The organism is Romboutsia ilealis (assembly GCF_900015215.1).
Classification (GTDB): domain Bacteria; phylum Bacillota; class Clostridia; order Peptostreptococcales; family Peptostreptococcaceae; genus Romboutsia; species Romboutsia ilealis.
The window spans coordinates 2,128,528-2,152,598 of the sequence record NZ_LN555523.1 but is presented as its reverse complement, the minus strand read 5'-3'; the positions used below and the strand labels follow the sequence as shown (position 1 = coordinate 2,152,598).

Sequence of the window (24,071 nt, the reverse complement as noted above, 5' to 3'; positions counted from 1 at the left end):
AATATAATTGAAAAAGCCTAAAAAGGGGGGGATATAGAGTGAACCTATATAATATAATTTTTACAGGATCTGAGCAAGCTTTAGAAGCTGCAAGAGGTTTATTAAATCAAGCAATAGAATCAAATGGAAGAGAGCATACGGTATCATTCCCTGATACTGCATATTCGTTACCGTGTATATATGCAGCTACAGGGAAAAAAATGAACTGTTTAGGAGACTTAGAAGGTGCTCTTGAAATAGTAGAAAGCTTAATAAATAAAACTCATTTATTAGAACATGCTTTAAATTCAGGATTAGCTACAGCACTTGCAGCTGAAGTTATAGAGGCTATAAAATATGCAACTAGCGATGCTCCATACAGTGAACCTTGCACAGGTCATATAACTGACCCTATAATAAGATCACTTGGTGTTCCACTAGTTACAGGAGATATACCAGGTGTTGCAGTCGTTCTTGGAGAATGCCCAGACGCTGAAACTGCATCTAAAATAATAAAAGATTACCAAGCTAAAGGTTTACTTACTTTCTTAGTTGGTAAAGTAATAGATCAAGTTATAGAAGCTGGAATAAAAATGGGGTTAGAACTAAGGGTTATACCTTTAGGATATGATGTAACATCAGTTATACATGTAGTATCTGTTGCAGTAAGAGCGGCATTAATATTTGGAAATTTAACGCCAGGGGATTTACCAGGATTATTAGAATATACTTCTAAGAGAGTTCCAGCATTCGTAAATGCATTTGGACCATTAAGTGAATTAGTTATATCTGCTGGAGCTGGAGCTATAGCTTTAGGATTTCCAGTTATAACTGATCAAACAGTTCTAGAAGTTCCAATGAATTTATTGACTCAAAAGGATTATGATAAGTTTGTAGCAACTTCATTAGAAGCTAGAGGAATAAAAATAAAAATAACAGATATACCAATACCAGTATCATTTGCAGCTGCATTTGAAGGTGAAAGAATTAGAAAGAACGACATGTTTGCTGAATTTGGTGGAAATAAAACTGAAGCTTGGGAACTTGTTATAAAGAGAGAGTTAAGTGAAGTTGAAGACCATAAAATATCAGTAATAGGTCCTAATATAGATGAAGTAGAATCAAATGGTGTAGTAAGATTACCACTTGCTATTATAGTTAATATAGCAGGTAAATCGATGCAAGAAGACTTTGAACCAGTTCTTGAAAGAAGATTACATTACTTCTTAAACTACATAGAAGGTGTAATGCATGTTGGTCAGAGAGATATGTCTTGGATAAGAATATCTAAAGATGCTTATGAAAAAGGATTTAGATTAGAGCATATAGGAGAAGTTTTATATGCTAAAATGAGAGATGAATTTGAATCTGTTGTTGATAAGTGTGAAATAACAATAGTAACAGATGAACAAAAAGTTTCTGAATTAAAATCTCAAGCTATAACTAGATACGATGCTAGAGATGAAAGGTTAGCTTCATTAGTTGATGAAAGTGTTGAAGAGTTCTATTCTTGTAACCTTTGCCAATCTTTCGCACCAGCACATGTTTGTGTTGTTACTCCTGAAAGGCTTGGACTTTGTGGAGCGGTTAGTTGGTTAGATGCTAAGGCAACTAAAGAACTAGATCCAACTGGACCTTGCCAACCTATAGTTAAAGGTGAGTGCCTAGATGATAGACTAGGAAAATGGCAATCAGTTGATAATACAGTATCTGAGATATCTCAAGGTGCTGTTGAAAATGTTACATTATATTCTATACTTGAAGATCCAATGACTTCATGTGGATGTTTTGAATGTATTTGCGGTATAATGCCTGAAGCTAACGGATTTATTATAGTAAATAGAGAATTCTCTCAAATAACTCCTGTTGGTATGACATTTGGAGAACTTGCTTCTATGACAGGTGGAGGGGTTCAAACTCCAGGATTTATGGGACACGGAAGACATTTCATATCTTCTAAAAAGTTTGCTTATGCAGAGGGCGGACCAGAAAGAATAGTTTGGATGCCGAAAGAATTAAAAGACTATGTAGCTGATAAATTAAATGCTACAGTTAAAGAAATGACTGGTATAGAAAACTTTGTAGATATGATATGTGATGAGACTATAGCTAGTGATTCTGAAGGAGTATTGGCATTTTTAGAAGAAAAAGGACACCCAGCATTATCAATGGAATATTTAATGTAATTTAGTATATCGGGAGGATTACTATGAAAGTTATACCAAATCTAAAATATACTGACAAACATGAATGGGTTAAAATAGATGGCGAATTTGCATATATAGGAATAACAGACTATGCTCAAAATCAATTAGGAGAAGTACTATTTGTTGAAATGCCAGAGATTGGGGATGAATTAAACCGAGGTGAAGAGTACGGCGTAGTTGAATCCTCAAAAGTAGCATCAGATTTAATAGCTCCGGTATCTGGAGAGGTTGTCGATATAAATGAAAAATTAGATGATGAACCAGAATATATAAATGAAAATCCATATGATGCATGGATAGTGAAAGTTAAAGTAGCTGATGAAGATGAGTTAGAAAACTTATTAAATTCAAAGAGTTACGAAGCTAGTATAGATTAATTAAAATAAGAGTATGAAAGGATTGAGTGCACGCAAATCTTTCATACTCCTTATTGATACCTATAAATATAATATATGCTAAATTTATATTAGAAAAGCATATTGGGGGAATTAGATATGGTGAAAGTAACTTTTACATCACATAATAAAGAGATTTACTGTAATAAGGGAGAGAAATTACTGGATGTTGCAAGAGATGCAGAAATATTTATAGATGCACCCTGTAATGGAAATGTATCTTGTGGGAAATGTAAGGTAAGATTAATTAAAGGGAAAGTTGATACAGAGAAAACTCATCATATTAAAGATGAGGAATGGAATCAAGGGTATATATTAGCATGTAATACAAAAGTAATAGAAGATATTGATATAGAAGTACCTTCAAAATTATCAGCATCTATGCATGGAATGAAAATAGAAGGTAGTGATAAGAAAAAAGATAAGGAAGTTTTTGATAGAGCAAAGAAGATAATTGAAGAAAATAATTTTGAGTTTAAGACTAATATTGTAAAAACTTATATAGAGATAGATGAACCAACATTAGATGATAATATAAGTGATATTGATAGAATAGAAAGATATGTAAGAAATCATTTAGGATATGATGAAATAGATTTCACTATAGAATTACTAAGAAAAGTCCCTACAGTAATAAGAGAAGATAATTTTAAAGTAACTATAACGTACATTAAAAAGAAAAATAAAATAACTATACTTAATATAGAATCAGGAAATACAGAAAATAAGCTTTATGGAGTTGCCATAGATATAGGAACAACATCTGTAGTTATATGTTTAGTTGATTTATATACAAAAGAAATTGTAGATAAAGCTTCATCTGGAAATGCTCAGATAAAATATGGAGCAGATGTCATACATAGAATTGTATATTCAACAAAGAAAAATGGATTAAAAGAATTAAATGAAGCTGTAGTAGAAGAAACTATAAATCCGTTATTAGATTCAATCTATACTAGAAATAGCGTAGATAAAGATAATGTTGTAAGCCTTGTAGTAGCAGGAAATACAACTATGACAAGTCTATTTTTAGGAGTATATACAGATTTCTTAAGACAAGAACCATTTATACCACCATTTTTAAAATCTCCTAGATTAATAGGAAAAGATGTAAGGTTAAATATTAATGATAGTGCATATGTATTTATAGCGCCTTCTGTTGCAAGTTATGTAGGCGGAGATATCACTGCGGGCGTATTATCGGCAGGTATTTGGTCTAGTGAAGAAAATGTACTATTCATTGATTTAGGTACTAATGGAGAGATAGTATTTGGAAACCGAGATTATATGATGAGTTGCGCTTGTTCTGCAGGTCCTGCATTTGAAGGTGGAGGAATAAGTTGTGGAATGAGAGCTTCAAATGGAGCTATAGAAAAAGTAAAAATAGACAAAGAAACTTTAAAACCAACTCTTACAACAATAGGGGATGTTTCTCCTATAGGAATATGTGGTTCAGGTATAATAGACTTAATATGTCAGATGTTACTTACTGGAATAATAGATAGAAGAGGTAAAATACATAGAGATATAGACAATGAAAGAATAATATTTAATGAGTATGAGACAGGCGAATATGTATTAGCATTTAAAGAAGAATATAATTTAGATCAGGATATAACTATAAATGAAGTTGATATAGATAATTTTATAAAAGCTAAAGGCGCGATATATTCAGGAGCCTCAGTTTTAATAGAAAGCTTAGGTATGGATTTTAGTGTAATAGACAAAGTATATATAGCTGGTGGAATTGGAAATAACCTAGATATAGAAAACTCAATATTAATAGGTTTACTCCCAGATATAGAACGAGAGAAGTTTATATATATAGGAAATAGTTCATTAGTAGGTTCTTATCTTGCATTAATAAGTAAAGATGCAAAGAAAAAGCTTCAAGAAATAGGAAGTGAAATAACATATGTTGAATTAAGTGTTTATCCTACATATATGGATGAATTTATATCAGCATGTTTTTTACCACATACAAATATAGAGCAATTTCCAACGATTAAATCAAAATTAGGAGAATAAAATATTAAAAATAAGATTATTATAAGTAGTTAAATTTAGTTGACTTTTTATAAATTACACTGCTATACTCAAAGTATAAATAAATAATAAAAAGCGAAATCATGAAGGTTTCTTTGGTGTATTGAAATACCTGAAGAAACCTTTTTTAGTATAATCTAAAGGGGGAAATAATATGTGTGAATCTGCTGCTTATATTTTAAAAGAAGATGGAATGGAGAGAATAATGGATAATGTTGTTAGCGTAGATCCATTTGAAGGAAAGGTATATTTAACAGATTTATTAGGAGAACAAAAAATAATAGATGGCGAAATAAAAGAAATAAGACTAATGGATCATAAGATAATAATAAAGGAAAATAAAAGATAATAGGGGATAGATATATGGTAATAGCAGTTATAGATGGTATGGGTGGAGGAATAGGTGCTCAAATAGTATCTAATCTTAGAGAAGAACTACCTACATATATAGATATATATGCACTTGGAACAAATTCTATTGCAACTAGCGCTATGATGAAAGCTCATGCAAATAAAGGAGCAACAGGAGAGAATGCTATTATAACATCAGTAAAAAAGGCTAATATAATAGTTGCACCAGTTTCCGTAACGATGCCAAATTCGATGATGGGGGAAGTAACGAGTAAAGTTAGTGAAGCTGTTATTGAATCTGAGGCTTTAAAAATACTTTTACCAATTATTCCAGAGAATATAGAGTTAGTAGGACTAGAGAATAAACCATTAGCATTACTTATTAAAGATTCAATAAAATTAATAAAAAATGAATTTAATATAAAATAAATAGGGGGATAAATAAATGATATCTGGAAAACAAAGAGTAAGATATCATCATGGACATGACCAAGATTATGACCATATACATGAAAATAATCATTCTCATGGTGATGCTATAGAAAATAAAGATGAAAAACTTTTAAAAATTCTTCTAGTTCATTGGGTAAATCACAATGAATCACATGAAGAAGGATTTAGAGAATGGGTATATAAAGCTAGAAATATGGGAAAAGATGAAACAGCAAATAATATTGAAAAGGCTATTGAATATTTTCAAAAAGCCAATGAAATGTTAATCGAAGCTAAAAAACATATGTAGAAGAACTTATACCATGAAGGTAAAATATTAATATCCTTCATGGTTTTTTAATATGTTTTATATATAATATTTAACAAAGGGGGAGTATATAAATGATAAAAAGTTATAGTTTAAAGAGATTTTTAGTAGTACTATCAATAGTAGGATTAACCATAAGTATTGTTGGGTGTTCATCAAGTAGTGATAATAAAGATAAAGTATCAGAAACTAAGATAGAAGAAACTAATTTTACGCCAGTAGAATTTACATATTCAGATGGAGCGAAAGAATATGATGTAAAAGTTGAAAAACCAAGAGAAAAGGCAGTTACATTATCTCAATTTATGACAGAAATGTTATTAACTCTTGATTTAGGAGATAAAATGGTTGGAACAGCTCTTTTAGATAATCCAATACTTCCCGAGTTTGAAGAAGCATACAATAAAATACCTGAGTTAGAAATAAGTGAAGGTCATTCTATATCCAAAGAAGCTTTTATAGCAACTGGGGCTGATTTTGTCAGTGGATGGGATATGTCTATATCAGATCAAACAACAGGTAGCCCAGATGAACTTATAGAAAAAGATATAACGCCTTTCTTAGCCAAGTCATATTCTCCAGATGCTACAGTTGAAACAGTATATGAAGATTTTGAATTGTTAGGAAAAATATTTGATGTAGAGGATCAAGCAACTGAAGTAATAAATAAAATGAAAAGTGATATAAAAAAAATAACAGATAAACTTGGTGAAGTAAAAGAGGAAGACAAGGTAAGAGTTATGGTATATGATTCTGGTGAAGATAAAGCTATGGCAGTTGGATCAGGTTTGGCAAATAACTTAATAGAACTTGCAGGAGGAAAAAATATATTTGGTGAAGAAAGTCAACCATATATAAATGCTACATGGGAAAGTGTAGTAGCTGAAAATCCAGAAGTTATAATTGTGACAGACTATTTAGCAGGGTCTCCTGTTGAAAAAAAGATTGAATTTTTAAAAAGTCATCCAGCACTAAAAGATATTGATGCAATAAAAAATGATAAAATATATGTTGTAGGATTAGCTGATTTATCTCCAGGAATTAGAAATCCTATGGTTATAGAAAAAATGTACGGATATTTCTACGGAGAAAATAACTAGTGGATATAAATTCACAAGAAACGAGAAGTTTTTCATATAAGAGAGGGTTCTCGTTTTGGACTATATTTTTAACTATAGTATTAATAGCAACTATAATAGGCGCAATAGCTATAGGTAGTACATATATAGAACCTGGAGTAGTTTATAAAGTATTAATAAATAAACTTTTAAATCAAAATATATTTGATTCAACTTGGAATATAATGTTTGATAATATAATATGGGAAATTAGGCTACCAAGAGTATTACTAGGAGCAATATGTGGTGCAGGTCTTGCTCTTTGTGGAGTACTTATGCAATGCGTTACTAAAAATCCAATAGCAGAGCCATATATACTTGGAATATCCTCTGGAGCATCTTGTGGTGCAGTAGCTATTATTATTCTTGGAGGAATGTCATCTATTGGAATAACGAGTATCACAGGTGGAGCATTTATTGGATCAATTATATCTGGTGTTTTAGTTTTTGTAATAGGTACGCAAATGGGAAGAATAACATCTACTACCAGATTAGTTTTGTCTGGGATGGCAATATCAACTATATTTAGTGCATTAACAAATCTTCTTATATACTCAGCGAAAAATTCTAACCAAGCAAAAAATGCATTATTTTGGACTATAGGAAGTTTAGGTGGTGCTAAGTGGGATATTTTATTGATTCCATTTATAGCCTTAGTTTTTGTTATTATAGTATCATTTATAATGTCTAAGTCATTAGATATTCTTCTTTTAGGAGATGATAGTGCAGTAATACTTGGCATAAATGTTAAATTAGTAAAATCAGTTATATTAATTTTAGCAACTCTACTTACATCAACATTGGTTGCTATAACTGGAGCTATAGGGTTTATAGGTCTTGTCGTCCCACATGTATGTAGAACTATAGCAGGAAGTGACCATAAGAAGTTAATAATACTTTCATCATTAGTAGGATCAATATTTTTAATATTATCAGATGTTGTTGCTAGATGGATTTTTCCTCCAATAGAAATTCCTATAGGAATAATAACATCATTAGTTGGTGGACCATTCTTTTTATATTTAATTTCTAATAAAAATTACTCATTTGGAGGAAATGATTAATGATTAAAGTAAAGGTTGAAAATTTAAAATTTACTATAGATAAAAAAGAAATACTGAAAGATATATCTTTTGAAGTTCCAAGAGGAAGCTTTGTAGGAATTATAGGCCCAAATGGTTGTGGGAAGTCTACTTTATTAAAAAATATATACAGACTATATAAACCATCTAGTGGAAGTATAACTTTGGACAATAAAGATTTAGCTAAGATGAAAGATAAAGATTGTGCAAAAGAAATAGCAGTACTTGCTCAAGAAAGTAATTCACAATTTGATTTTACTGTAGAACAAATAGTAAAAATGGGACGTTATCCATATAAATCTATTTTTGAAGATTATTCTAAGAGTGATCTTCAGATGGTTAAAGATATGTTAGAGAAAGTAGGATTAAATAACTATAGCAATAGAAATTTTTCTAACTTATCTGGAGGAGAGAAACAAAGAACATTGATTGCAAGGGCTTTAGTTCAAAATACAGATTTTTTAATATTAGATGAACCTACAAATCATTTAGATATAGGTTACCAAATACAGCTTATGGATCTTATTAAAAGCCTCAATATAACAACTCTATCAGCTATACATGATATGAATATAGCATCTATGTATTGTGATTATTTAATAATTATGAAAAATGGTCAAATAAAAGATTTTGGAAAAGTTGAAGATGTAATAACATCTGAAATGTTAAAAGAAATATTTGGTGTAAATGCATATGTAGGTATAAATCCTATAAATAATAAATTACAAGTTTCATTTATGCATAGTCATGAACATATAAATGGTGTGGGTCATGACCATATACATGAAGATGGATTTACTGGAAAACATACGCATTATCATTATAATAATAAATGCTCATATTAAGGTTAGATGATTGATAATCTTTTTTGTAAAATAAATGATATAATTTCTGATAGCTAGAGGATAGGGAGTACATAAGGTTATTTGGAAATCAAGAAAATAAAATAACTTATTGATATTATAGATAATATAGTATACTATTATAGTATGACAACTAAAGAAATATTATAGGTGCTCACAAGTTGAGTTAAAAGGGAAAAAGGTTAAAGTCCTTTGCAGCACCCGCTACTGTAAGGTGGACGAACGTTTCAAACCACTGTGAATATTCATGGGAAGGGAAACTAGTAGGATGAAGCTAAGCCAGGATATCTGCCTATAGTATATAGAAATTCTTCGGGATGGGGAAGGTTCTTATTTATTAATATATAGTAAAGTTGTATTATTATATATGTTTATATAAGCTCATCATATCTTGATGGGCTTTTAATTATGACTTTAAGCAAATTTCTTTAAATAAATAAAACTTATCCTTAAAAATGCTTTAGCTGCAATACTAAAGCATTTTTTTACTTTTATTTTTAATTAAATAGTGGGGAGAGGTATTAAATTAATGAAAAAAATTTTAATATGTGATGACCAAGAATCAGTACATGAAACTATAGGTGAATATTTAAAGTTAGAAGGTATGGAGTATGTATCTGCTTTTGATGGGTTAGATGCCCTAGAAAAAGTTAAGACTTTGGATATCGATTTAGTATTACTAGATTTAATGATGCCTAAGATGCTTGGCACAGATGTATGTAAAGAGATTAGAAAAAATAGTAATGTTCCTATTATTATGCTTACAGCGAAAGGAGAAACTGTAGACAAGATAATAGGTCTTGAAATAGGAGCGGATGATTATATAAGCAAACCATTCTCACCAAGAGAAGTAGTTACACGTGTGAAAACTGTACTTAGACGTATACATTCATCAAATATATATAAGCCTAAAAATATTTTGAATTATGATAATCTTAGAATAAACTTAGATAATCATGAGGTATATATAAATAATGAAATATTAAATATTACGCCTAAAGAAATTAAGATACTCTATACACTTGCATTGAATAAAGGAACTACTTTATCAAGAGAGTATATATTGTCTGAAGTATGGGGATATGATTACTTTGGCGATACTAGAGTAGTTGATACTCAGATTAAAAGGCTTAGGAAAAAAATTGATATGGATAATTTAAATTGGGGAATTAAGTCAGTATATGGTGTTGGATATAAATTTGAGGTATCTTAATGAATAAAGAACTATTTAAGAAATTATTTAGAATAATAATTAGGGCTAGTATGGTTACTGTATTAACTATTGTATTATTTTGTAGCATAATTATAAAGGTATATTTTTTGAAAATTAACTTAAATGATATCCAATATAAGGTTAAGCACGCTGTATCTAATTATGAAAAAGACGATAATCTTTTATTTAAAAATATACAGCGAAGATTAGGTAATGATTTGATTATAAGAGTTTATGATAGCCAAGAAAAAGCTACATATAAATTTAATAATTTTAAATATGAAGATAACTATATTTCTGATGAAAAAATATCAAAAGTATTAGATCCGTATATAGAAACAGTTTTAGGCGGAAGTTCAATAAAAGATGTGATTAAGTTATATGGAATTAAGGGCGATTGTATGTTAATTGGTGAGCCTATCAATGAAGATAATGATGTAGTCAGAGCAATATTTATAATAAAATCAACAAGCGACGTTACCAATTGGTTAATAGTATTTTACATAGTTATTATAATAAGTATGACTTTAGTATTAATATCTATTATAGTATCTATTTATATTTTTATAAAAAGAGAATTTAAGCCAATAGAAGATATGACAGATGCAACAATATTAATGTCTAAGGGAGATTTTTCTATTAGGGTAGAAGCTAATCAAAACAATGTTATTGGGGAGTTAGTTAGAAAATTTAATTATTTAGCAGATAACTTAGAAAAGAGTGAAGAAGAATCAAAAATGCTAGATCAAATGAGAAAAGATTATGTTGCAAATGTATCTCATGAGTTAAAGACTCCTGTAACATCGATAAGGGCTATAGCTGAAATACTTAATGATGATGAACTTAAGGATAGTATAGATAAGAATAAATATTATAGTATGATTCTTAGAGAATCGATAAGGTTAGAGGTTCTAATTAAGGATATGTTGGAATTATCTAGGCTTCAATCTGGTAACATAGCTTTTGAAAAGTCATATGTAAGTGTAAACGATATTATAAATGAAGTTATTGAAAAATTTGAAATTATGGCAGATGATTTAGATATTGATTTTATAACCCCTAAAAATTTAGATAATATACCAAGTATATATACTAATTATAATAGAATAGTTCAAATACTTATAATCCTCTTAGATAATGCATTTAAATTTACAGCCTCAGGAGGAGTAGTGTGTTTAGAGGTTTCTAGTAAAACTGAATATTTAGAAATTAGTGTTATAGATTCTGGAATAGGAATAGATAAAGAAGATATACCTTTTATCTTTGATAGATTTTACAAAGCAGATAAATCTCATAATTCAAATGGAACGGGGATAGGTTTATCTATTGCATATGAAATAATTAAGCATCTAAATGAGAACATTTATATTGAATCAGAAATTGGAAGAGGTTCTAAATTTACTTTTACTATACATTACATGTAATTTATTACATATTGATATTATTAAAATAACTCGTTGTGCTAGTTAAACATGATTATTGAAAATACTAAAGTCTATTAAACTATACTTTTATAGTTCAAAAACTTTATATAGTAATTTCAATATGTTTAGTAAAATAACCAGCATAATAGATTAAAATAATATTATTCTATCAAATAATGAATATATTCAAAAAGCTAGAAAATAAAAATTATTGGTGCTAGTCATGATTTAAATAGAGTTTTTTATATCGTGATAAGATTTATGTTTTAAAAGATGGAATTATAATAGCATATAGAAATCCTAAAAATATTTTAACTAGAAAATTAATAAAGAAAGTATATGAAATAGATTCTAAATTAATAAGGATGAAGGCGGAGATATTTTGAGTGTATTTTATAAAGTATTTATATAAAGTAGAGTGTAATATCTCTACTTTACATAATAATAGTAAAATTTTTCAAAAAAATTATATAAACTATTGACTATATTGTTATTAGATTGTATAATTAAGGTATAAATTAAATAAGGAGAAGTACTCAAGTGGCTAAAGAGGAACCCCTGCTAAGGGTTTAGGCTGGGTTATACTGGTGCGAGGGTTCGAATCCCTCCTTCTCCGCCAGTTAAAAGACTATGAATTTCATAGTCTTTTTTACGCTTAAGGATATTATAATACTTAAAAAAATGTGGATAAATTCTGAATGTAAGTAATATCAATAAATTGGTTTTGAGCATAAAAAGGATTTTGAGCAACGGACGAAGTCGTTGGCGACATGAGCGAAGCGAATTTTTTATTGTAAATGAATAAAAAAGTACCTTATAGAAAAACTATATCAATAGATATAATATATGAAGGAAGGTACTATTATGAAAAAGTTATTATATATAAGTGTAAACTCTAAGCCTGAAAATTTATCTGCAAGTAAAACTGTGGCTAGAAAATTTATAAATAAATTTTTAGAAAAAAATAAAGATTTCCAATTAGAAGAGATAGACTTATATAAAGAGCATATACCTAGACTTGAGTATCAATATTTTGAAAAGAGAAATTGTATAATAAATGAGAGTGATGCTAAAGAACTAAGTGATAAAGAACAAAGAGAAATAAAAAAAATAAGAGAACTATGTGATCAATTTATAAGCGCTAATGCTTATGTAATTTCAGCTCCAATGTGGAGTTTGTCATTTCCAGCTCCACTTAAAGAATATATAGACTGTATAATGCAAGATCAAAAAACTATAAAATTTGAAGGTAAAAAAATAGAACCCCTTCTAAATGATAAACCAAGAACCATGGTATATATTCAATCTTCAGGTGGAAATGTGCCTTGGATGTTAAGACCAATTATGAATAAAGGACTTAATTATATAGAAGATATAATGAAATTTATGGGAATTAAGAAGTTTGAAGAATTATTAGTTGATGCTACTGGATTTACAGAAGAAGAAAAACAAGAAGCAATAAATAAAGCATCTAGTAAGATTGACGATGTTATAGATTCAATGAAATTTTAATATAAATGTTAAAGAGCTATAGTCCATATTATAAGGACGATAACTCTTTTTTTATTAGGTAATTGCATAATGAATATATATTATCTTCTAAGAATGAGTCATTAAACTTTAATGGAATTATTTTATATAAATTATAAAATAAAATTGTGTTATTATTTGAGTCTCGACCTTTGTCTAGCGATACATTTAATATTAGATTTTTCTCATCAGAGATTATAGAGTATGAATCATTATATATATTTATGTTAAATACGTTACCTTCAAAAGTATTATATATAATCGATAGTATGTTTTTGGATATTTTAAATGATCCTGGAACTAATTCTAATGATAAATTATTTGTAGCTATACATAAAACATTTAATTTATGTTTTAAAATATCTTTTATTTTAAAAATGACACCTAAATAATAAATATCTTCATAATTATGAAGAAGTATTTTTTCTTTTAAGTCTATATTTTGATTAACAGAATAATCTTTATATAAATCAATGCTTTCTTTACCAGAAATGGTATCTTCTCTATGAATACCAAGGTATTTTTCTATAGTTTTTAGTTTACAATCAGATAGAGAAAGTTTTTCCTTAAAGGGTCTTATAAGTTTAAGGATATCAATATCATCATTTTTAGATAGATAAAAATCGATATTATGTTTTTTTAGTCTAGTATTTAAAAAAGGAATATCAAAAGTTAGCCCATTAAAAGTAATATGATTTTGATAATTTTTTATAGTATTAATAAAAGTAAGTAGAAGTTCTTTTTCATCATCTTCTGTATTAGCAAAAAATTGCTTAATAACAGTTTTATTATCTTGATTAAAAAGAATTCCTATCAAAATAACTTTACAATAATTTGAGTTAAGGCCTGTAGTTTCTATATCAAATACAAAATGGTTAGGAGGTATATCTATTAATTCATCTAAAGTTTTAGTTATTACTTCCATAAAATTTCTCCTTTCTCCAATTATATATTATAATAATTATTAGGTTAAGCAAATATGCTTAACATTATTATAAATGAAATAAATAATACTTCAAGGTAGGTAGTATATGATAAGTATAGATAAATTAAATGAAAATCAATTAAAGGCTGTAGAACACATAGATGGACCTTGTATGGTGCTTGCAGGGCCAGGTTCAGGAAAGACTAGAGTTATAACATATAGAATAGCTAATATGATTGTAAATAAAAACATAAAGCCTACAAGCATACTTGCAATAAGTTTTACAAAAGCTTCATCTATAGAAATGAAAAATAGAGCATTAGCTTTAAGTAATGACTTTAGAATGAATAAGGTTACATATGGAACATTTCATTCCGTGTTTTTTAGGATATTAAGGTATTTTGAAAATTATAATATTGAAAGTATCCTAGATGAAAAAACAAAGAGGATTGGATTAAAGAGCATATTAAAGGGATTAAATATAGAAAATTCAGATGATGATGAAACTATTGGACAAGTTATAAATGAAATTTCATATGTGAAAAATGAATTGATGGATAAAAGAGATTTTAAATCAGAGGTATTGACTAATGATGAATTCATAAAGGTATATAATTTTTATGAAGAATACAAACAACAAATGAATAAAATAGACTTTGATGATATGTTAATAAAAACATATGAATTATTAAAACATAATAAGGCAGCTTTAGATAGAGTGAGAAGTGTTTATAGATATATTCTTGTGGATGAGTTTCAAGATATAAATAAGGTTCAATTTGAAGCATTAAAGTTAATAGCAAATCCAAATAATAATATATTTGTAGTAGGAGATGAAGATCAAAGTATCTATGGATTTAGGGGATCTAGACCAGATTTCTTATTAGAATTTGAAGAGTATTTTTCTAATACAACAAAAGTATTATTGGATATTAATTATAGATCTAAAGGTGAAATAATAGATATAGCTAATAGATTAATAGAAAAAAATACAAATAGATATGAGAAAGTTATAAAATGTGGTCAAGGCAATGGTGCTAAGGTAAATTATATTTCGCCCGAAGATTCAGAGGAAGAGGCTGTATATATAGCAAAAGATATAAAAGATAAGATTCAGGAAATGTATACGGAGTATACTGATTTTGCAGTAATATATAGAACTAATATACAATCAAGAGCTTTAGTTGATGTATTTATGGATATGAGAATCCCATTTGTAGTTAAAGACTCAATAGTTACTATATATGACCACTGGGCTGCTCAAGACATACTTGCTTACTTAAGAATAGGAGTTAATCCAAATTCTAATAAAGATTGGATAAGAATTATAAATAAACCTTTTAGATATATTTCTAAAGACAATTTAAATTTGATAAAGGATGAACCGGATTTTATAAATTCATTGATTAATAAGTGTGACTTACATCCTAAGCAAGTGAAAACTATAAATGATTTAGATATAGATATAAGTTATGTAAAGGGGCTAAGTCCTAAAAATGCAATATCATATATTAGAACAACTTTAGATTATGATAGATATATTTTGGATTATTGCGCGAATAGAAAAATAAAAACGAATGGACTTATAGAAATACTAAATGAGCTTGAAAGTTCAGCTACAAACTTTAAAACTATACAAGAATATTTAGAGCATATAGAAAGAGTAAAGTCTGAATTAGTAGATAATAAAAATAACAAAGAAACAGATGGTGTTATTTTTACAACTATGCACAGCGCAAAAGGATTAGAGTTTAAAAATGTTTATATTATAGGTGCTAATGAAGGGACAATACCACATGAAAAATCTTATGATATAGATGATGAAGCAAAGAAAAATGATCAAATAGAAGAAGAGAGAAGACTTATGTATGTAGCAATAACTAGAGCGGAAGAAAATATATGTATAAGTTCGCCAGTTAATAAGTATGGTAAAAGAGTTTCTAAATCAAGGTTTGTAGAAGATATAAAAGCTCCAACTAAAAAAGAAATGGATAGTATAAGTATAGGAGATAAAATATATCACAAAAAATTTAAAGAAGGTACCATAGTAGAAAAGAATGGTGATTCTATCAAAATAAGATTTAAAGATAGAGATAGAGCGTTAAATTCAAAGGTATGTTTAACAAAGAGAATAATATGGAAAATATAAAGAGGTTAATCTCTATTAAGAGATAACCCCTTTTTTATTTTAATAATATATTCCTTTTTCAAAGAAATCTTTTATTTCGTCTAAATTATCAGTCTTTCCAAGTGCTAACATAAGTTTTATTCTAGCTTTTTGACCTGGAAGTTCTCCACCGAATATACATCCGATATTTCTTAAATCTCTACCAGAACCTAAATAACCATAACTATCAAAGACTCTACCTGAATGGCATCTAGAAACTATAACAACGGGGATATCTTTTTCTCTAGCATATTTAACACCTTCATACATTTTAGGAGGTACATTACCTCTACCCATTGCTTCAATTATAATTCCTTTATAACCGCTATCAGCTGCAAACTTTATAAAGTCATCATTCATTCCAATTCCAGATTTGATTAAAGCAACTTTTGTTTCAACTTTATCAGTATCTATTATTGTTCTTTCTTCAGTATTCTTAAATAGTACTAATTCATTGCAGTCAATTAAACCTAATGGGCCTTTACTTAATGATTTAAAAGTATTTAAGGCTAATGTATCAGTTTTAGTTGCTTCAGAAGCTAATAAAACCTCATTGTTTAAAACTATAAGTACACCTTTTCCAACAGCTTTATCAGATATAGCTGTACAAACTGCTGCAGATAAATTGCTAGGCCCATCATATCCAAGTTCAGAGCTACTTCTCATGGCTCCAGTAACTATAACTGGTTTTTCACTAGATATAGTTAAATCTAGGAAGTAAGCAGTTTCTTCTAAACTATCAGTACCATGAGTTATAACAGCACCGCAAATATCTTCTCTTTCAAGTAAATTATTAATGTAATGCTTTAATTCTATTAATCTTTCTGGCGTCATATGAGGTCCAGGTATTTCAGCAAAATTAAATACTTCGATATCAGCAACTTTGTCTATGTTTGTAACCATTGACATTATTTGTTCTCCTGATAGAGTAGGAATTGCTGCACCAACATTTTCATCTACTGTCATAGAAATAGTACCACCAGTAAATATTATAGCGACTTTTTTCTTATTCATTACAATATCACCCACCTTTTATATTAAAAAACAAATACAATTATTTTACATTTTTTTATTTAAAAACATATAAATAAATATATATATATAAATTATATCAAAAAAAAACTATTTAAGTCTAGCGTTAAAAAAATATAAAAAAAAGAGCTTGGGGAAGCTCTTTTTTCGCTAAATTGACTTCCGTTGTCAACTTAACAATAATGGATATAAAGTCTATCCGTTCAAAAGGGGTATTGGGAATAGAGATTTTAATTAAGGTTATCAGGGGGATAACCATGTATTTATAATAACAAAGTTCGACACTAAAATCAATAGTTTTTCAAAAAAATATGAAAAAATATAAAATAAAAAAACCTACTTCGCATCCGATCGTGAAGTAGGCCATAAATGAATATAAATTATTCATTTAAAGGGGTATTGGGAATAGAGATTTTACTAAGGTTATCAGGGGGATAACCATATATTTATAATAACAAAGTTCGACAGTTTAATCAATAGTTTTTTACAAGAATATCAAAAATATTACATCTTTGTAGTGTAGATAATATTTTTATGTAATGAAAAATTTATTATATGTTAAAAAATAAAAAATTTAATGATATAATAAATAGATACGATTTTATAAAAGATATTTATATAAATTGAATTTTTAATATTTTTGATAATTAATAGATGAAGTTGGTAAAATAAATAATAAAATGTATATAAATAGAAAGTTGGTGCAATGTATGGATATATATTTAGACAATAGTGCTACAACGAAGCCATATAAAGAAGTTATAGATAAAATGGTTTATGCGCTTAATACAGACTATGCAAATCCATCTTCTTTACATAGAAAAGGTGTAGAAGTTGAAAAGAATATAAAAAATATAAGGCAAAGTATAGCTAGAACTCTAGGTATAAAAGATAAAGAAATATACTTTACATCTGGAGGAACAGAGTCTAACAATACCATAATAAGAGGTATTGTAGCTTTAAATAAAAAAAGAAAAAACCATATAATATCTACTACTATAGAGCATCCATCGGTATTAAATACTCTAAAGGATTTAGAATCTGAAGGTTGTGAAGTTACATATTTAGAAGTTGATAAAGATGGTAAAATAGATATAGAAGAGTTTAAAAATGCATTAAAGCCAACAACTTGCTTAGTTACAATAATGCATGTTAATAATGAAGTTGGTAGCATACAACCAATACAGGAGATCGGCAAACATCTTAAAACATTAAAGGACAAGGTATTCTTACATGTAGATGCTGTTCAATCTTATGCTAAGATAAACTTTAAACCATCAAAATATAATATAGATTTTATGAGTGTTAGTGGTCATAAGGTACATGGACCAAAAGGAATAGGTTTCATGTATGTTAGAGAAAATAATAGAATAAAGCCTATTTTAACTGGTGGGGGACAAGAAATAGGAATAAGATCTGGGACAGAAAATACACCAGGTATATATGGCTTAGGAGAAGCTATAAGAATAATAAATGAAGATTTAGATGGTAAAATAGAAAAAATAAAAAATCTAAGAGATTTATTAAAAAGAGAGATAATAGAAAATATAGAAAATATAAAATTAAACTCTCCAGAAGATGGAGTTTGCCATATATTAAATGTTACTTTTTATGGAATAAAAGGAGAAGTGCTACTTCATTATCTAGAACAAAAAGGTGTGTATGTATCTACTGGATCTGCTTGTTCATCTAAGAAAAAAGGTAGTCATGTATTAAATGCTATGGGACTTTCTCCTCAAGAAATAGAAGGTGCGATAAGATTTAGTTTATCAGATTTAAATACAGAAGAAGAAATAAAAGAAGCGGTTAAAGTAGTTAAAGAATCAGTAAGTGATTTAAGAATGATAATGAGAAGAAGATAATCAATTTAAGAATGACAAAATTAAGTTAAGAGGTGGAAAAATTGTATAATATATTAATAGTTAAGTACGGAGAAATAGGTGTAAAGGGCAAAAACAGATATATATTTGAAAATAAGCTTATAAAAAATGTAAAAAATATATTAAAGCCTATAGGAAAGTTTAATGTATACAAGGAATATGGAAGAATATACGTTGATTTAGATGGATATGATTATGAAGAAATAGTAGAGGAAGTTAGAAAAGTATTTGGTATAGTTGGAGTTTGTCCAGCTGTAAGAGCAGAAAAAGACTACAATTTATTAAAAGAGTTAGCATTAAAAATGTTAGAAGAAAAAATAGACCAGGGATATAAATCTTTTAAAGTTGATTCAAGAAGAGGAGATAAAGACTTTAAGCTAACTTCTCAAGAGATGAGTTTAGATATAGGTGGATACCTAGTATCTCAAGTAAAGGATAAAATAGCAGTAGATGTTAGAAATCCAGAAGTAAAAATACATTGTGAATTAAGACAAAATCATGTAATGGTATATAGTGATACAATTCCAGGTTATGGAGGACTACCGTTAGGAACTAATGGTAGAGCAATGTCACTTTTATCAGGAGGTATAGATTCTCCAGTAGCATCGTGGATGGTGGCTAAGAGAGGTATGGAATTAGAATGTATACATTTCCATAGTTATCCTTTCACTAGTGAAAAATCACAGGAGAAGGTTAGAGATTTAGCTCAAATTTTATCTAAGTATTGTGGTAGAGTAAGACTTCATAAAGTAAATATGTTAGAAATACAAAAGGCTATAGGTTTAAATTGTAAAGATGAGGAAATGACTATAATTTCAAGAAGATTTATGATGAGAATAGCACAACAGGTGGCAGAGAGTAGACATTGTGATGCATTAGTTACAGGAGAGAGTATAGGACAAGTTGCATCTCAAACAATACAAGGCTTAACTTGTACAAATGCATCAGTAAGTATGCCGGTATTTAGACCGCTTATAGCTATGGATAAAACTGAGATAATAGATATAGCACAAAAAATAGGAACATTCGAAACATCTATATTACCAGAAGAGGACTGTTGTACAGTGTTTTCACCTAAGAAACCAGTTACAAAACCTAAGCTAGATAGAATTGAAAGATCTGAAAATGCATTAGATGTAGAAAAGTTAATACAAGATGCAATAGATAATATAGAAGTTGAAGATATAGAGTTTTAATATAAATAAAATCCATTATAATGATTATTTATTATAATGGATTTTTTGTTAAAATAATTTTACATTACTTAAATATAATAAAAAATTATAAAACTTAATAGCAGTGTACTATTAAAGAGAATAGATAGTTATTATATAAATTTATAGCAAAAGAGAATCATATTATAAAAAGACTATCTTACATTTAAGATAGTCCTTTTATGATTTATTTAGATTTATTGTTGAATACTTTAACACCGAATTTTTCTACTATTTCGCTAGCTTTAGCAACATCTTCACTAGTAGCATCTTCAATATTTTTTAATTCATAATTTAATCCCATGGCTTCCCACTTATGAACACCTAGAGAATGATATGGTAAGAATTCAAATCTTTCTACATTATTAAGTTTAGATACAAATTCACCTAGAGCTTCTAAGTTTTCTTTAGTATCTGTTATACCTGGAATTAATACATGTCTTATCCAAACCGGTATATTTCTTTCATCTAAATGTTTAGCTAACTTAAGTGATTTTTCAACTCCAACACCAGTTAAATCTTTTGATTCTTCTTCTATCATATGCTTCAAATCAAGTAATACAAGATCAGTATTATCTAATATAGGATCTATAACATCAATATTTACAAATCCAGATGTATCTAAACAAGTGTGTATTTTATTTTCTTTAGCTTTAACAAATAACTCATTTAAAAACTCAGGTTGTAAAGTTGCTTCACCACCCGATACAGTTATTCCTCCCCCTGAAGCATTCATATATGATTTGTATTTTGAAGCTTGAGTAATTATTTCATCTGTTGTATATTCTTTTCCTAATTTTGTATCCCAAGTATCTCTATTGTGACAATACTTACATCTTAATGCGCATCCTTGCATAAATAATATAAATCTTATTCCCGGACCATCTACTGTTCCAAATGTCTCTATTGAATGAACTCTTCCTTTTATCATAATAGTCACCTCTAAGTTGATTTTAATTAAAATTATTCCGATAGAATTTAATATACTGTATACAAAACAATATAATTAAATTATATGATATTACTTGTTTTAAGTCTATATAAATTTATGATTAATTATTTTATTTTTATATTATAATAATACCCCAGATATTAAGAATAAAACTAAATTTATATACTATATAACAGGTTAAGGTAACGTATTAATAAGATAATGTGGAAAGTAGAGAAAGGTAAAAAATAATAAAGAATAAATGTATTAGATTTGGATAAAATAAGATTATGTTAATAAAAAAAGAGAGTGTAAGTTGATGAGACTTACACTCTGAAAAATAATATACTTTGATTGACTGATTGTAAACTTGAAAACTCTGATGCAAGAATTTAAGTTTATAAATTATTTAGAAATTATAAATTAAGCCATTTTTCCGTGGAATGTTCTGTTTATAACGTCTAATTGTTGTTCTTTAGTTAACTTTATAAAGTTAACAGCATATCCTGAAACTCTTATAGTTAATTGAGGATATTTTTCTGGATGTTCCATAGCGTCTTCTAGAGTAGCTCTATCAAATACGTTAACGTTTAAGTGATGAGCTCCATCTGTGAAGTATCCATCCATCATACAAGAAAGATTTCTAACTCTTTCATTCATATCTTTTCCTAAAGCACCAGGTACTATAGAGAAAGTATTAGATATACCATCTTGAGAATGCTCATATGGTAATTTTGCAACAGATGCTAATGAAGCTAAAGCACCACTATTATCTCTTCCGTGCATTGGGTTTGCTCCTGGAGCGAATGGAGCACCAGCTCTTCTACCACATGGAGTGTTACCAGTTTTCTTACCGTAAACAACGTTTGAAGTTATTGTTAATACTGATTGAGTATGAACAGAATTTCTGTAAGTTTTGTTCTTTCTTATTTTGTTCATCATAGATTCAACTAAGTATACAGCTATTTCGTCAACTCTATCATCGTTGTTTCCGTATTTTGGATAGTCTCCTTCTATTTCGAAGTCAACAGCTACACCAGCTTCGTTTCTTATAGTTTTAACTTTAGCGTATTTTATAGCAGATAATGAGTCAGCAGCAACTGATAAACCAGCTATACCACAAGCCATAGTTCTGAATACATCTCTATCATGTAAAGCCATTTCTAATGCTTCATAAGAGTACTTATCATGCATGTAGTGGATTACATTTAATGTATTTACATATAAGTTTGCTAACCAATCAGTGAATGGTTCGAATCTTTCCATTACTTTATCGTAATCTAAGTATTCATCCATTATTGGCTCGAATCTTGGTCCTACTTGAGCACCTGATTTTTCGTCAACCCCACCGTTTATAGCGTATAATAAAGTTTTAGCTAAGTTAACTCTAGCTCCGAAGAATTGCATTTGCTTACCTATTCTCATTGCAGATACACAACAAGCTATACCGTAATCATCTCCCCAGTAAGGTCTCATTAAGTCGTCGTTTTCGTATTGAACTGAACTTGTATCTATAGATACTTTAGAACAGAAGTCTTTGAATCCTTGTGGGAAATCTTTTGACCAAAGTACTGTTAAGTTTGGTTCTGGAGAAGGTCCTAGAGTGTAAAGAGTATTTAAAACTCTGAATGAGTTTTTAGTTACTAACGTTCTACCATCTACACCCATACCACCGATTGATTCAGTTACCCAAGTTGGGTCTCCAGAGAATAATTCATTGTAGTCAGGAGTTCTTAAGAATTTAACCATTCTTAATTTCATAACGAAGTGGTCCATTAATTCTTGAACTTCTTCTTCAGTTATAGTTCCAGCTTTTAAATCTCTTTCGAAGTATATATCTAAGAAAGTAGAAGTTCTACCTATTGACATAGCAGCACCATTTTGATCTTTTATAGCTGCTAAGTAAGCAAAGTATAACCATTGTACAGCTTCTCTTGAGTTAGTAGCTGGCTTAGATATATCGAATCCGTAAGATTCAGCCATTCTCTTTAATGCTTGTAAAGCTTTTATTTGATCAGATATTTCTTCTCTTAATCTTATTGTATCTTCATCCATGCAAGAAACTTCTAAAGAAAGTTTTTGCTCGTTTTTGTCTTCTATTAATCTATCAACACCGTATAAAGCAACTCTTCTGTAGTCACCTATTATTCTTCCTCTTCCGTAAGCATCTGGAAGACCAGTTATTATACCAGATTTTCTAGCAGCTCTCATTTCAGTAGTATAAGCATCGAAAACACCTTGGTTATGAGTTTTTCTATACTTAGTGAATATTTCACTTACTAATGGGTCACACTTGAATCCATAAGCTTCACAAGAACTTTCAACCATTCTTATTCCACCTTCTGGCATTATAGCTCTTTTTAAAGGAGCATCAGTTTGTAAACCTACAACTGTTTCTTTATCTTTATTTATATATCCAGGTGCATAAGCATCTATAGCTGATACTGTTTTAGTATCAACATCAAGAGTACCACCATTTTCTCTTTCTTTTTTGAATAATTCCATTACTTCTTCCCATAATTGCTTAGTGTTTTCAGTAGCACCAGCTAAGAAAGAGTCATCTCCTTCATATGGAGTGTAGTTTGCTTGGATGAACCCTCTAACATCTATTTCCTTAGTCCATCTACCTTCTTTAAATCCTTGCCATGCATTCATTTGAATAGCCTCCTTAGTTAAGGTTTTAAAATAATTTTTTTGAGTTTGTTATATTTATATTAAATCTAGCTAGATAAATTTTAACAATATAATAATAACATATGACTCGTATTTTGTATACATAAAAAATATATATAATATTGTATTATGATGATTAAATTTATTTAATGTTTTTACATTAAAATATATACCCAGATATTATATCTTTAAAACTTATAACTATAAATTATTTTTACATAAGTTAAAAGAATAGCATATATATTTGCCTACTGAATACTTATTAATATAAGGGGGTGCTT

The 24,071-nt window shown here is 28.6% G+C and carries 19 protein-coding genes, 1 tRNA gene and 1 riboswitch; of the genes, 16 read left to right on the top strand and 4 right to left on the bottom strand.

The window, feature by feature from the left end; genetic code table 11:
- Window positions 1-38 precede the first annotated feature (38 nt).
- The 13 genes from acsB (at window position 39) to CRIB_RS10100 (ending at window position 12,950) form a co-directional block, all read left to right on the top strand.
- Window positions 39-2,165 (top strand): acetyl-CoA decarbonylase/synthase complex subunit alpha/beta, encoded by a 2,127-nt coding sequence (gene acsB / locus CRIB_RS10160; RefSeq protein ID WP_180702259.1) that lies wholly within the window; start codon window positions 39-41, stop codon window positions 2,163-2,165.
- A gap of 23 nt (window positions 2,166-2,188) precedes the next feature.
- Window positions 2,189-2,563: a glycine cleavage system protein GcvH gene (gcvH, locus tag CRIB_RS10155; protein WP_180702258.1), complete on the top strand. Its 375-nt coding sequence runs from the start codon at window positions 2,189-2,191 to the stop codon at window positions 2,561-2,563.
- Window positions 2,564-2,680: 117 nt separating this feature from the next.
- On the top strand, window positions 2,681-4,609 hold the full coding sequence (gene acsV, locus CRIB_RS10150) for a corrinoid activation/regeneration protein AcsV (protein WP_180702257.1): 1,929 nt from the start codon (window positions 2,681-2,683) through the stop codon (window positions 4,607-4,609).
- Window positions 4,610-4,781: 172 nt separating this feature from the next.
- On the top strand, window positions 4,782-4,976 hold the full coding sequence (locus CRIB_RS10145) for a CooT family nickel-binding protein (protein ID WP_180702256.1): 195 nt from the start codon (window positions 4,782-4,784) through the stop codon (window positions 4,974-4,976).
- A gap of 14 nt (window positions 4,977-4,990) precedes the next feature.
- Window positions 4,991-5,407 carry a DUF3842 family protein gene (locus CRIB_RS10140; protein ID WP_180702255.1) on the top strand — a complete coding sequence of 139 codons (417 nt, stop codon included), beginning with the start codon at window positions 4,991-4,993 and terminating at the stop codon, window positions 5,405-5,407.
- Between the two features lie 16 nt (window positions 5,408-5,423).
- Window positions 5,424-5,720, top strand: coding sequence for a hypothetical protein (locus CRIB_RS10135; RefSeq protein WP_180702254.1), 297 nt, complete (start codon window positions 5,424-5,426; stop codon window positions 5,718-5,720).
- Between the two features lie 92 nt (window positions 5,721-5,812).
- Window positions 5,813-6,838, top strand: coding sequence for an ABC transporter substrate-binding protein (locus tag CRIB_RS10130; RefSeq protein WP_180702253.1), 1,026 nt, complete (start codon window positions 5,813-5,815; stop codon window positions 6,836-6,838).
- Window positions 6,838-7,920, top strand: a complete 1,083-nt coding sequence (locus tag CRIB_RS10125) for a FecCD family ABC transporter permease (RefSeq protein ID WP_180702252.1) — start codon at window positions 6,838-6,840, stop codon at window positions 7,918-7,920. The genes CRIB_RS10130 and CRIB_RS10125 overlap by 1 nt, the downstream gene beginning before the upstream one ends.
- Window positions 7,920-8,783, top strand: coding sequence for an ABC transporter ATP-binding protein (locus CRIB_RS10120; RefSeq protein WP_180702251.1), 864 nt, complete (start codon window positions 7,920-7,922; stop codon window positions 8,781-8,783). Before CRIB_RS10125 ends, CRIB_RS10120 begins: the two co-directional genes overlap by 1 nt.
- Window positions 8,784-8,932: 149 nt before the next feature.
- A riboswitch (cobalamin riboswitch) is annotated at window positions 8,933-9,111 on the top strand.
- A gap of 219 nt (window positions 9,112-9,330) precedes the next feature.
- Window positions 9,331-10,014 (top strand): response regulator transcription factor, encoded by a 684-nt coding sequence (locus CRIB_RS10115; RefSeq protein WP_180702250.1) that lies wholly within the window; start codon window positions 9,331-9,333, stop codon window positions 10,012-10,014.
- Window positions 10,014-11,438, top strand: coding sequence for a sensor histidine kinase (locus tag CRIB_RS10110; RefSeq protein ID WP_180702249.1), 1,425 nt, complete (start codon window positions 10,014-10,016; stop codon window positions 11,436-11,438). The genes CRIB_RS10115 and CRIB_RS10110 overlap by 1 nt, the downstream gene beginning before the upstream one ends.
- A 526-nt stretch (window positions 11,439-11,964) precedes the next feature.
- A tRNA-Ser gene (locus CRIB_RS10105) sits at window positions 11,965-12,057 on the top strand.
- Window positions 12,058-12,302: 245 nt separating this feature from the next.
- Window positions 12,303-12,950, top strand: a complete 648-nt coding sequence (locus CRIB_RS10100; RefSeq protein ID WP_180702248.1) for an FMN-dependent NADH-azoreductase — start codon at window positions 12,303-12,305, stop codon at window positions 12,948-12,950.
- Window positions 12,951-12,978: 28 nt separating this feature from the next.
- Here CRIB_RS10100 and CRIB_RS10095 read toward each other — a convergent pair whose 3' ends face one another.
- On the bottom strand, window positions 12,979-13,893 hold the full coding sequence (locus CRIB_RS10095; protein ID WP_180702247.1) for a ribonuclease H-like domain-containing protein: 915 nt from the start codon (window positions 13,891-13,893) through the stop codon (window positions 12,979-12,981).
- Window positions 13,894-13,999: 106 nt separating this feature from the next.
- Here CRIB_RS10095 and CRIB_RS10090 point away from each other — a divergent pair, with 106 nt between their 5' ends.
- Window positions 14,000-16,042, top strand: a complete 2,043-nt coding sequence (locus CRIB_RS10090) for an ATP-dependent helicase (RefSeq protein WP_180702246.1) — start codon at window positions 14,000-14,002, stop codon at window positions 16,040-16,042.
- Window positions 16,043-16,081: 39 nt separating this feature from the next.
- On the opposite strand, the gene CRIB_RS10085 is transcribed toward CRIB_RS10090, so the two are convergent.
- Window positions 16,082-17,074, bottom strand: coding sequence for an asparaginase (locus tag CRIB_RS10085; protein ID WP_180702245.1), 993 nt, complete (start codon window positions 17,072-17,074; stop codon window positions 16,082-16,084).
- A 728-nt stretch (window positions 17,075-17,802) separates the two neighbouring features.
- On the opposite strand from CRIB_RS10085, the gene CRIB_RS10080 reads away from it, so the two are divergent.
- Together CRIB_RS10080 and thiI are read left to right on the top strand one after the other, a co-directional pair.
- A complete protein-coding gene (locus CRIB_RS10080) occupies window positions 17,803-18,954 on the top strand; it encodes a cysteine desulfurase family protein (RefSeq protein WP_180702244.1) in 1,152 nt (383 codons plus the stop codon).
- A gap of 41 nt (window positions 18,955-18,995) precedes the next feature.
- On the top strand, window positions 18,996-20,168 hold the full coding sequence (gene thiI / locus CRIB_RS10075; RefSeq protein WP_180702243.1) for a tRNA uracil 4-sulfurtransferase ThiI: 1,173 nt from the start codon (window positions 18,996-18,998) through the stop codon (window positions 20,166-20,168).
- A gap of 205 nt (window positions 20,169-20,373) precedes the next feature.
- Here the strand turns inward: thiI and pflA are convergent, their stop codons facing one another.
- Both pflA and pflB read right to left on the bottom strand, forming a co-directional pair.
- Window positions 20,374-21,117, bottom strand: coding sequence for a pyruvate formate-lyase-activating protein (gene pflA, locus CRIB_RS10070; RefSeq protein WP_180702242.1), 744 nt, complete (start codon window positions 21,115-21,117; stop codon window positions 20,374-20,376).
- Between the two features lie 423 nt (window positions 21,118-21,540).
- The gene (gene pflB, locus CRIB_RS10065) at window positions 21,541-23,772 is read right to left on the bottom strand and encodes a formate C-acetyltransferase (RefSeq protein ID WP_180702241.1); all 2,232 of its coding nucleotides are present in this window, start codon (window positions 23,770-23,772) and stop codon (window positions 21,541-21,543) included.
- Window positions 23,773-24,071: the final 299 nt, after the last annotated feature.

What these genes read in the sequence shown, in the direction of transcription:
- CRIB_RS10110 (WP_180702249.1), top strand. Translation starts at nt 10,014, where the DNA reads ATGAATAAAGAACTATTTAAGAAATTATTTAGAATAATAATTAGGGCT.
- CRIB_RS10100 (WP_180702248.1), top strand. Translation starts at nt 12,303, where the DNA reads ATGAAAAAGTTATTATATATAAGTGTAAACTCTAAGCCTGAAAATTTA.
- CRIB_RS10090 (WP_180702246.1), top strand. Translation starts at nt 14,000, where the DNA reads ATGATAAGTATAGATAAATTAAATGAAAATCAATTAAAGGCTGTAGAA.
- CRIB_RS10140 (WP_180702255.1), top strand. Translation starts at nt 4,991, where the DNA reads ATGGTAATAGCAGTTATAGATGGTATGGGTGGAGGAATAGGTGCTCAA.
- CRIB_RS10135 (WP_180702254.1), top strand. Translation starts at nt 5,424, where the DNA reads ATGATATCTGGAAAACAAAGAGTAAGATATCATCATGGACATGACCAA.
- CRIB_RS10085 (WP_180702245.1), bottom strand. Translation starts at nt 17,074, where the DNA reads ATGAATAAGAAAAAAGTCGCTATAATATTTACTGGTGGTACTATTTCT.
- gcvH (WP_180702258.1), top strand. Translation starts at nt 2,189, where the DNA reads ATGAAAGTTATACCAAATCTAAAATATACTGACAAACATGAATGGGTT.
- pflB (WP_180702241.1), bottom strand. Translation starts at nt 23,772, where the DNA reads ATGAATGCATGGCAAGGATTTAAAGAAGGTAGATGGACTAAGGAAATA.
- acsV (WP_180702257.1), top strand. Translation starts at nt 2,681, where the DNA reads ATGGTGAAAGTAACTTTTACATCACATAATAAAGAGATTTACTGTAAT.
- CRIB_RS10115 (WP_180702250.1), top strand. Translation starts at nt 9,331, where the DNA reads ATGAAAAAAATTTTAATATGTGATGACCAAGAATCAGTACATGAAACT.
- CRIB_RS10095 (WP_180702247.1), bottom strand. Translation starts at nt 13,893, where the DNA reads ATGGAAGTAATAACTAAAACTTTAGATGAATTAATAGATATACCTCCT.
- CRIB_RS10080 (WP_180702244.1), top strand. Translation starts at nt 17,803, where the DNA reads ATGGATATATATTTAGACAATAGTGCTACAACGAAGCCATATAAAGAA.
- CRIB_RS10130 (WP_180702253.1), top strand. Translation starts at nt 5,813, where the DNA reads ATGATAAAAAGTTATAGTTTAAAGAGATTTTTAGTAGTACTATCAATA.
- CRIB_RS10120 (WP_180702251.1), top strand. Translation starts at nt 7,920, where the DNA reads ATGATTAAAGTAAAGGTTGAAAATTTAAAATTTACTATAGATAAAAAA.
- CRIB_RS10145 (WP_180702256.1), top strand. Translation starts at nt 4,782, where the DNA reads ATGTGTGAATCTGCTGCTTATATTTTAAAAGAAGATGGAATGGAGAGA.
- pflA (WP_180702242.1), bottom strand. Translation starts at nt 21,117, where the DNA reads ATGATAAAAGGAAGAGTTCATTCAATAGAGACATTTGGAACAGTAGAT.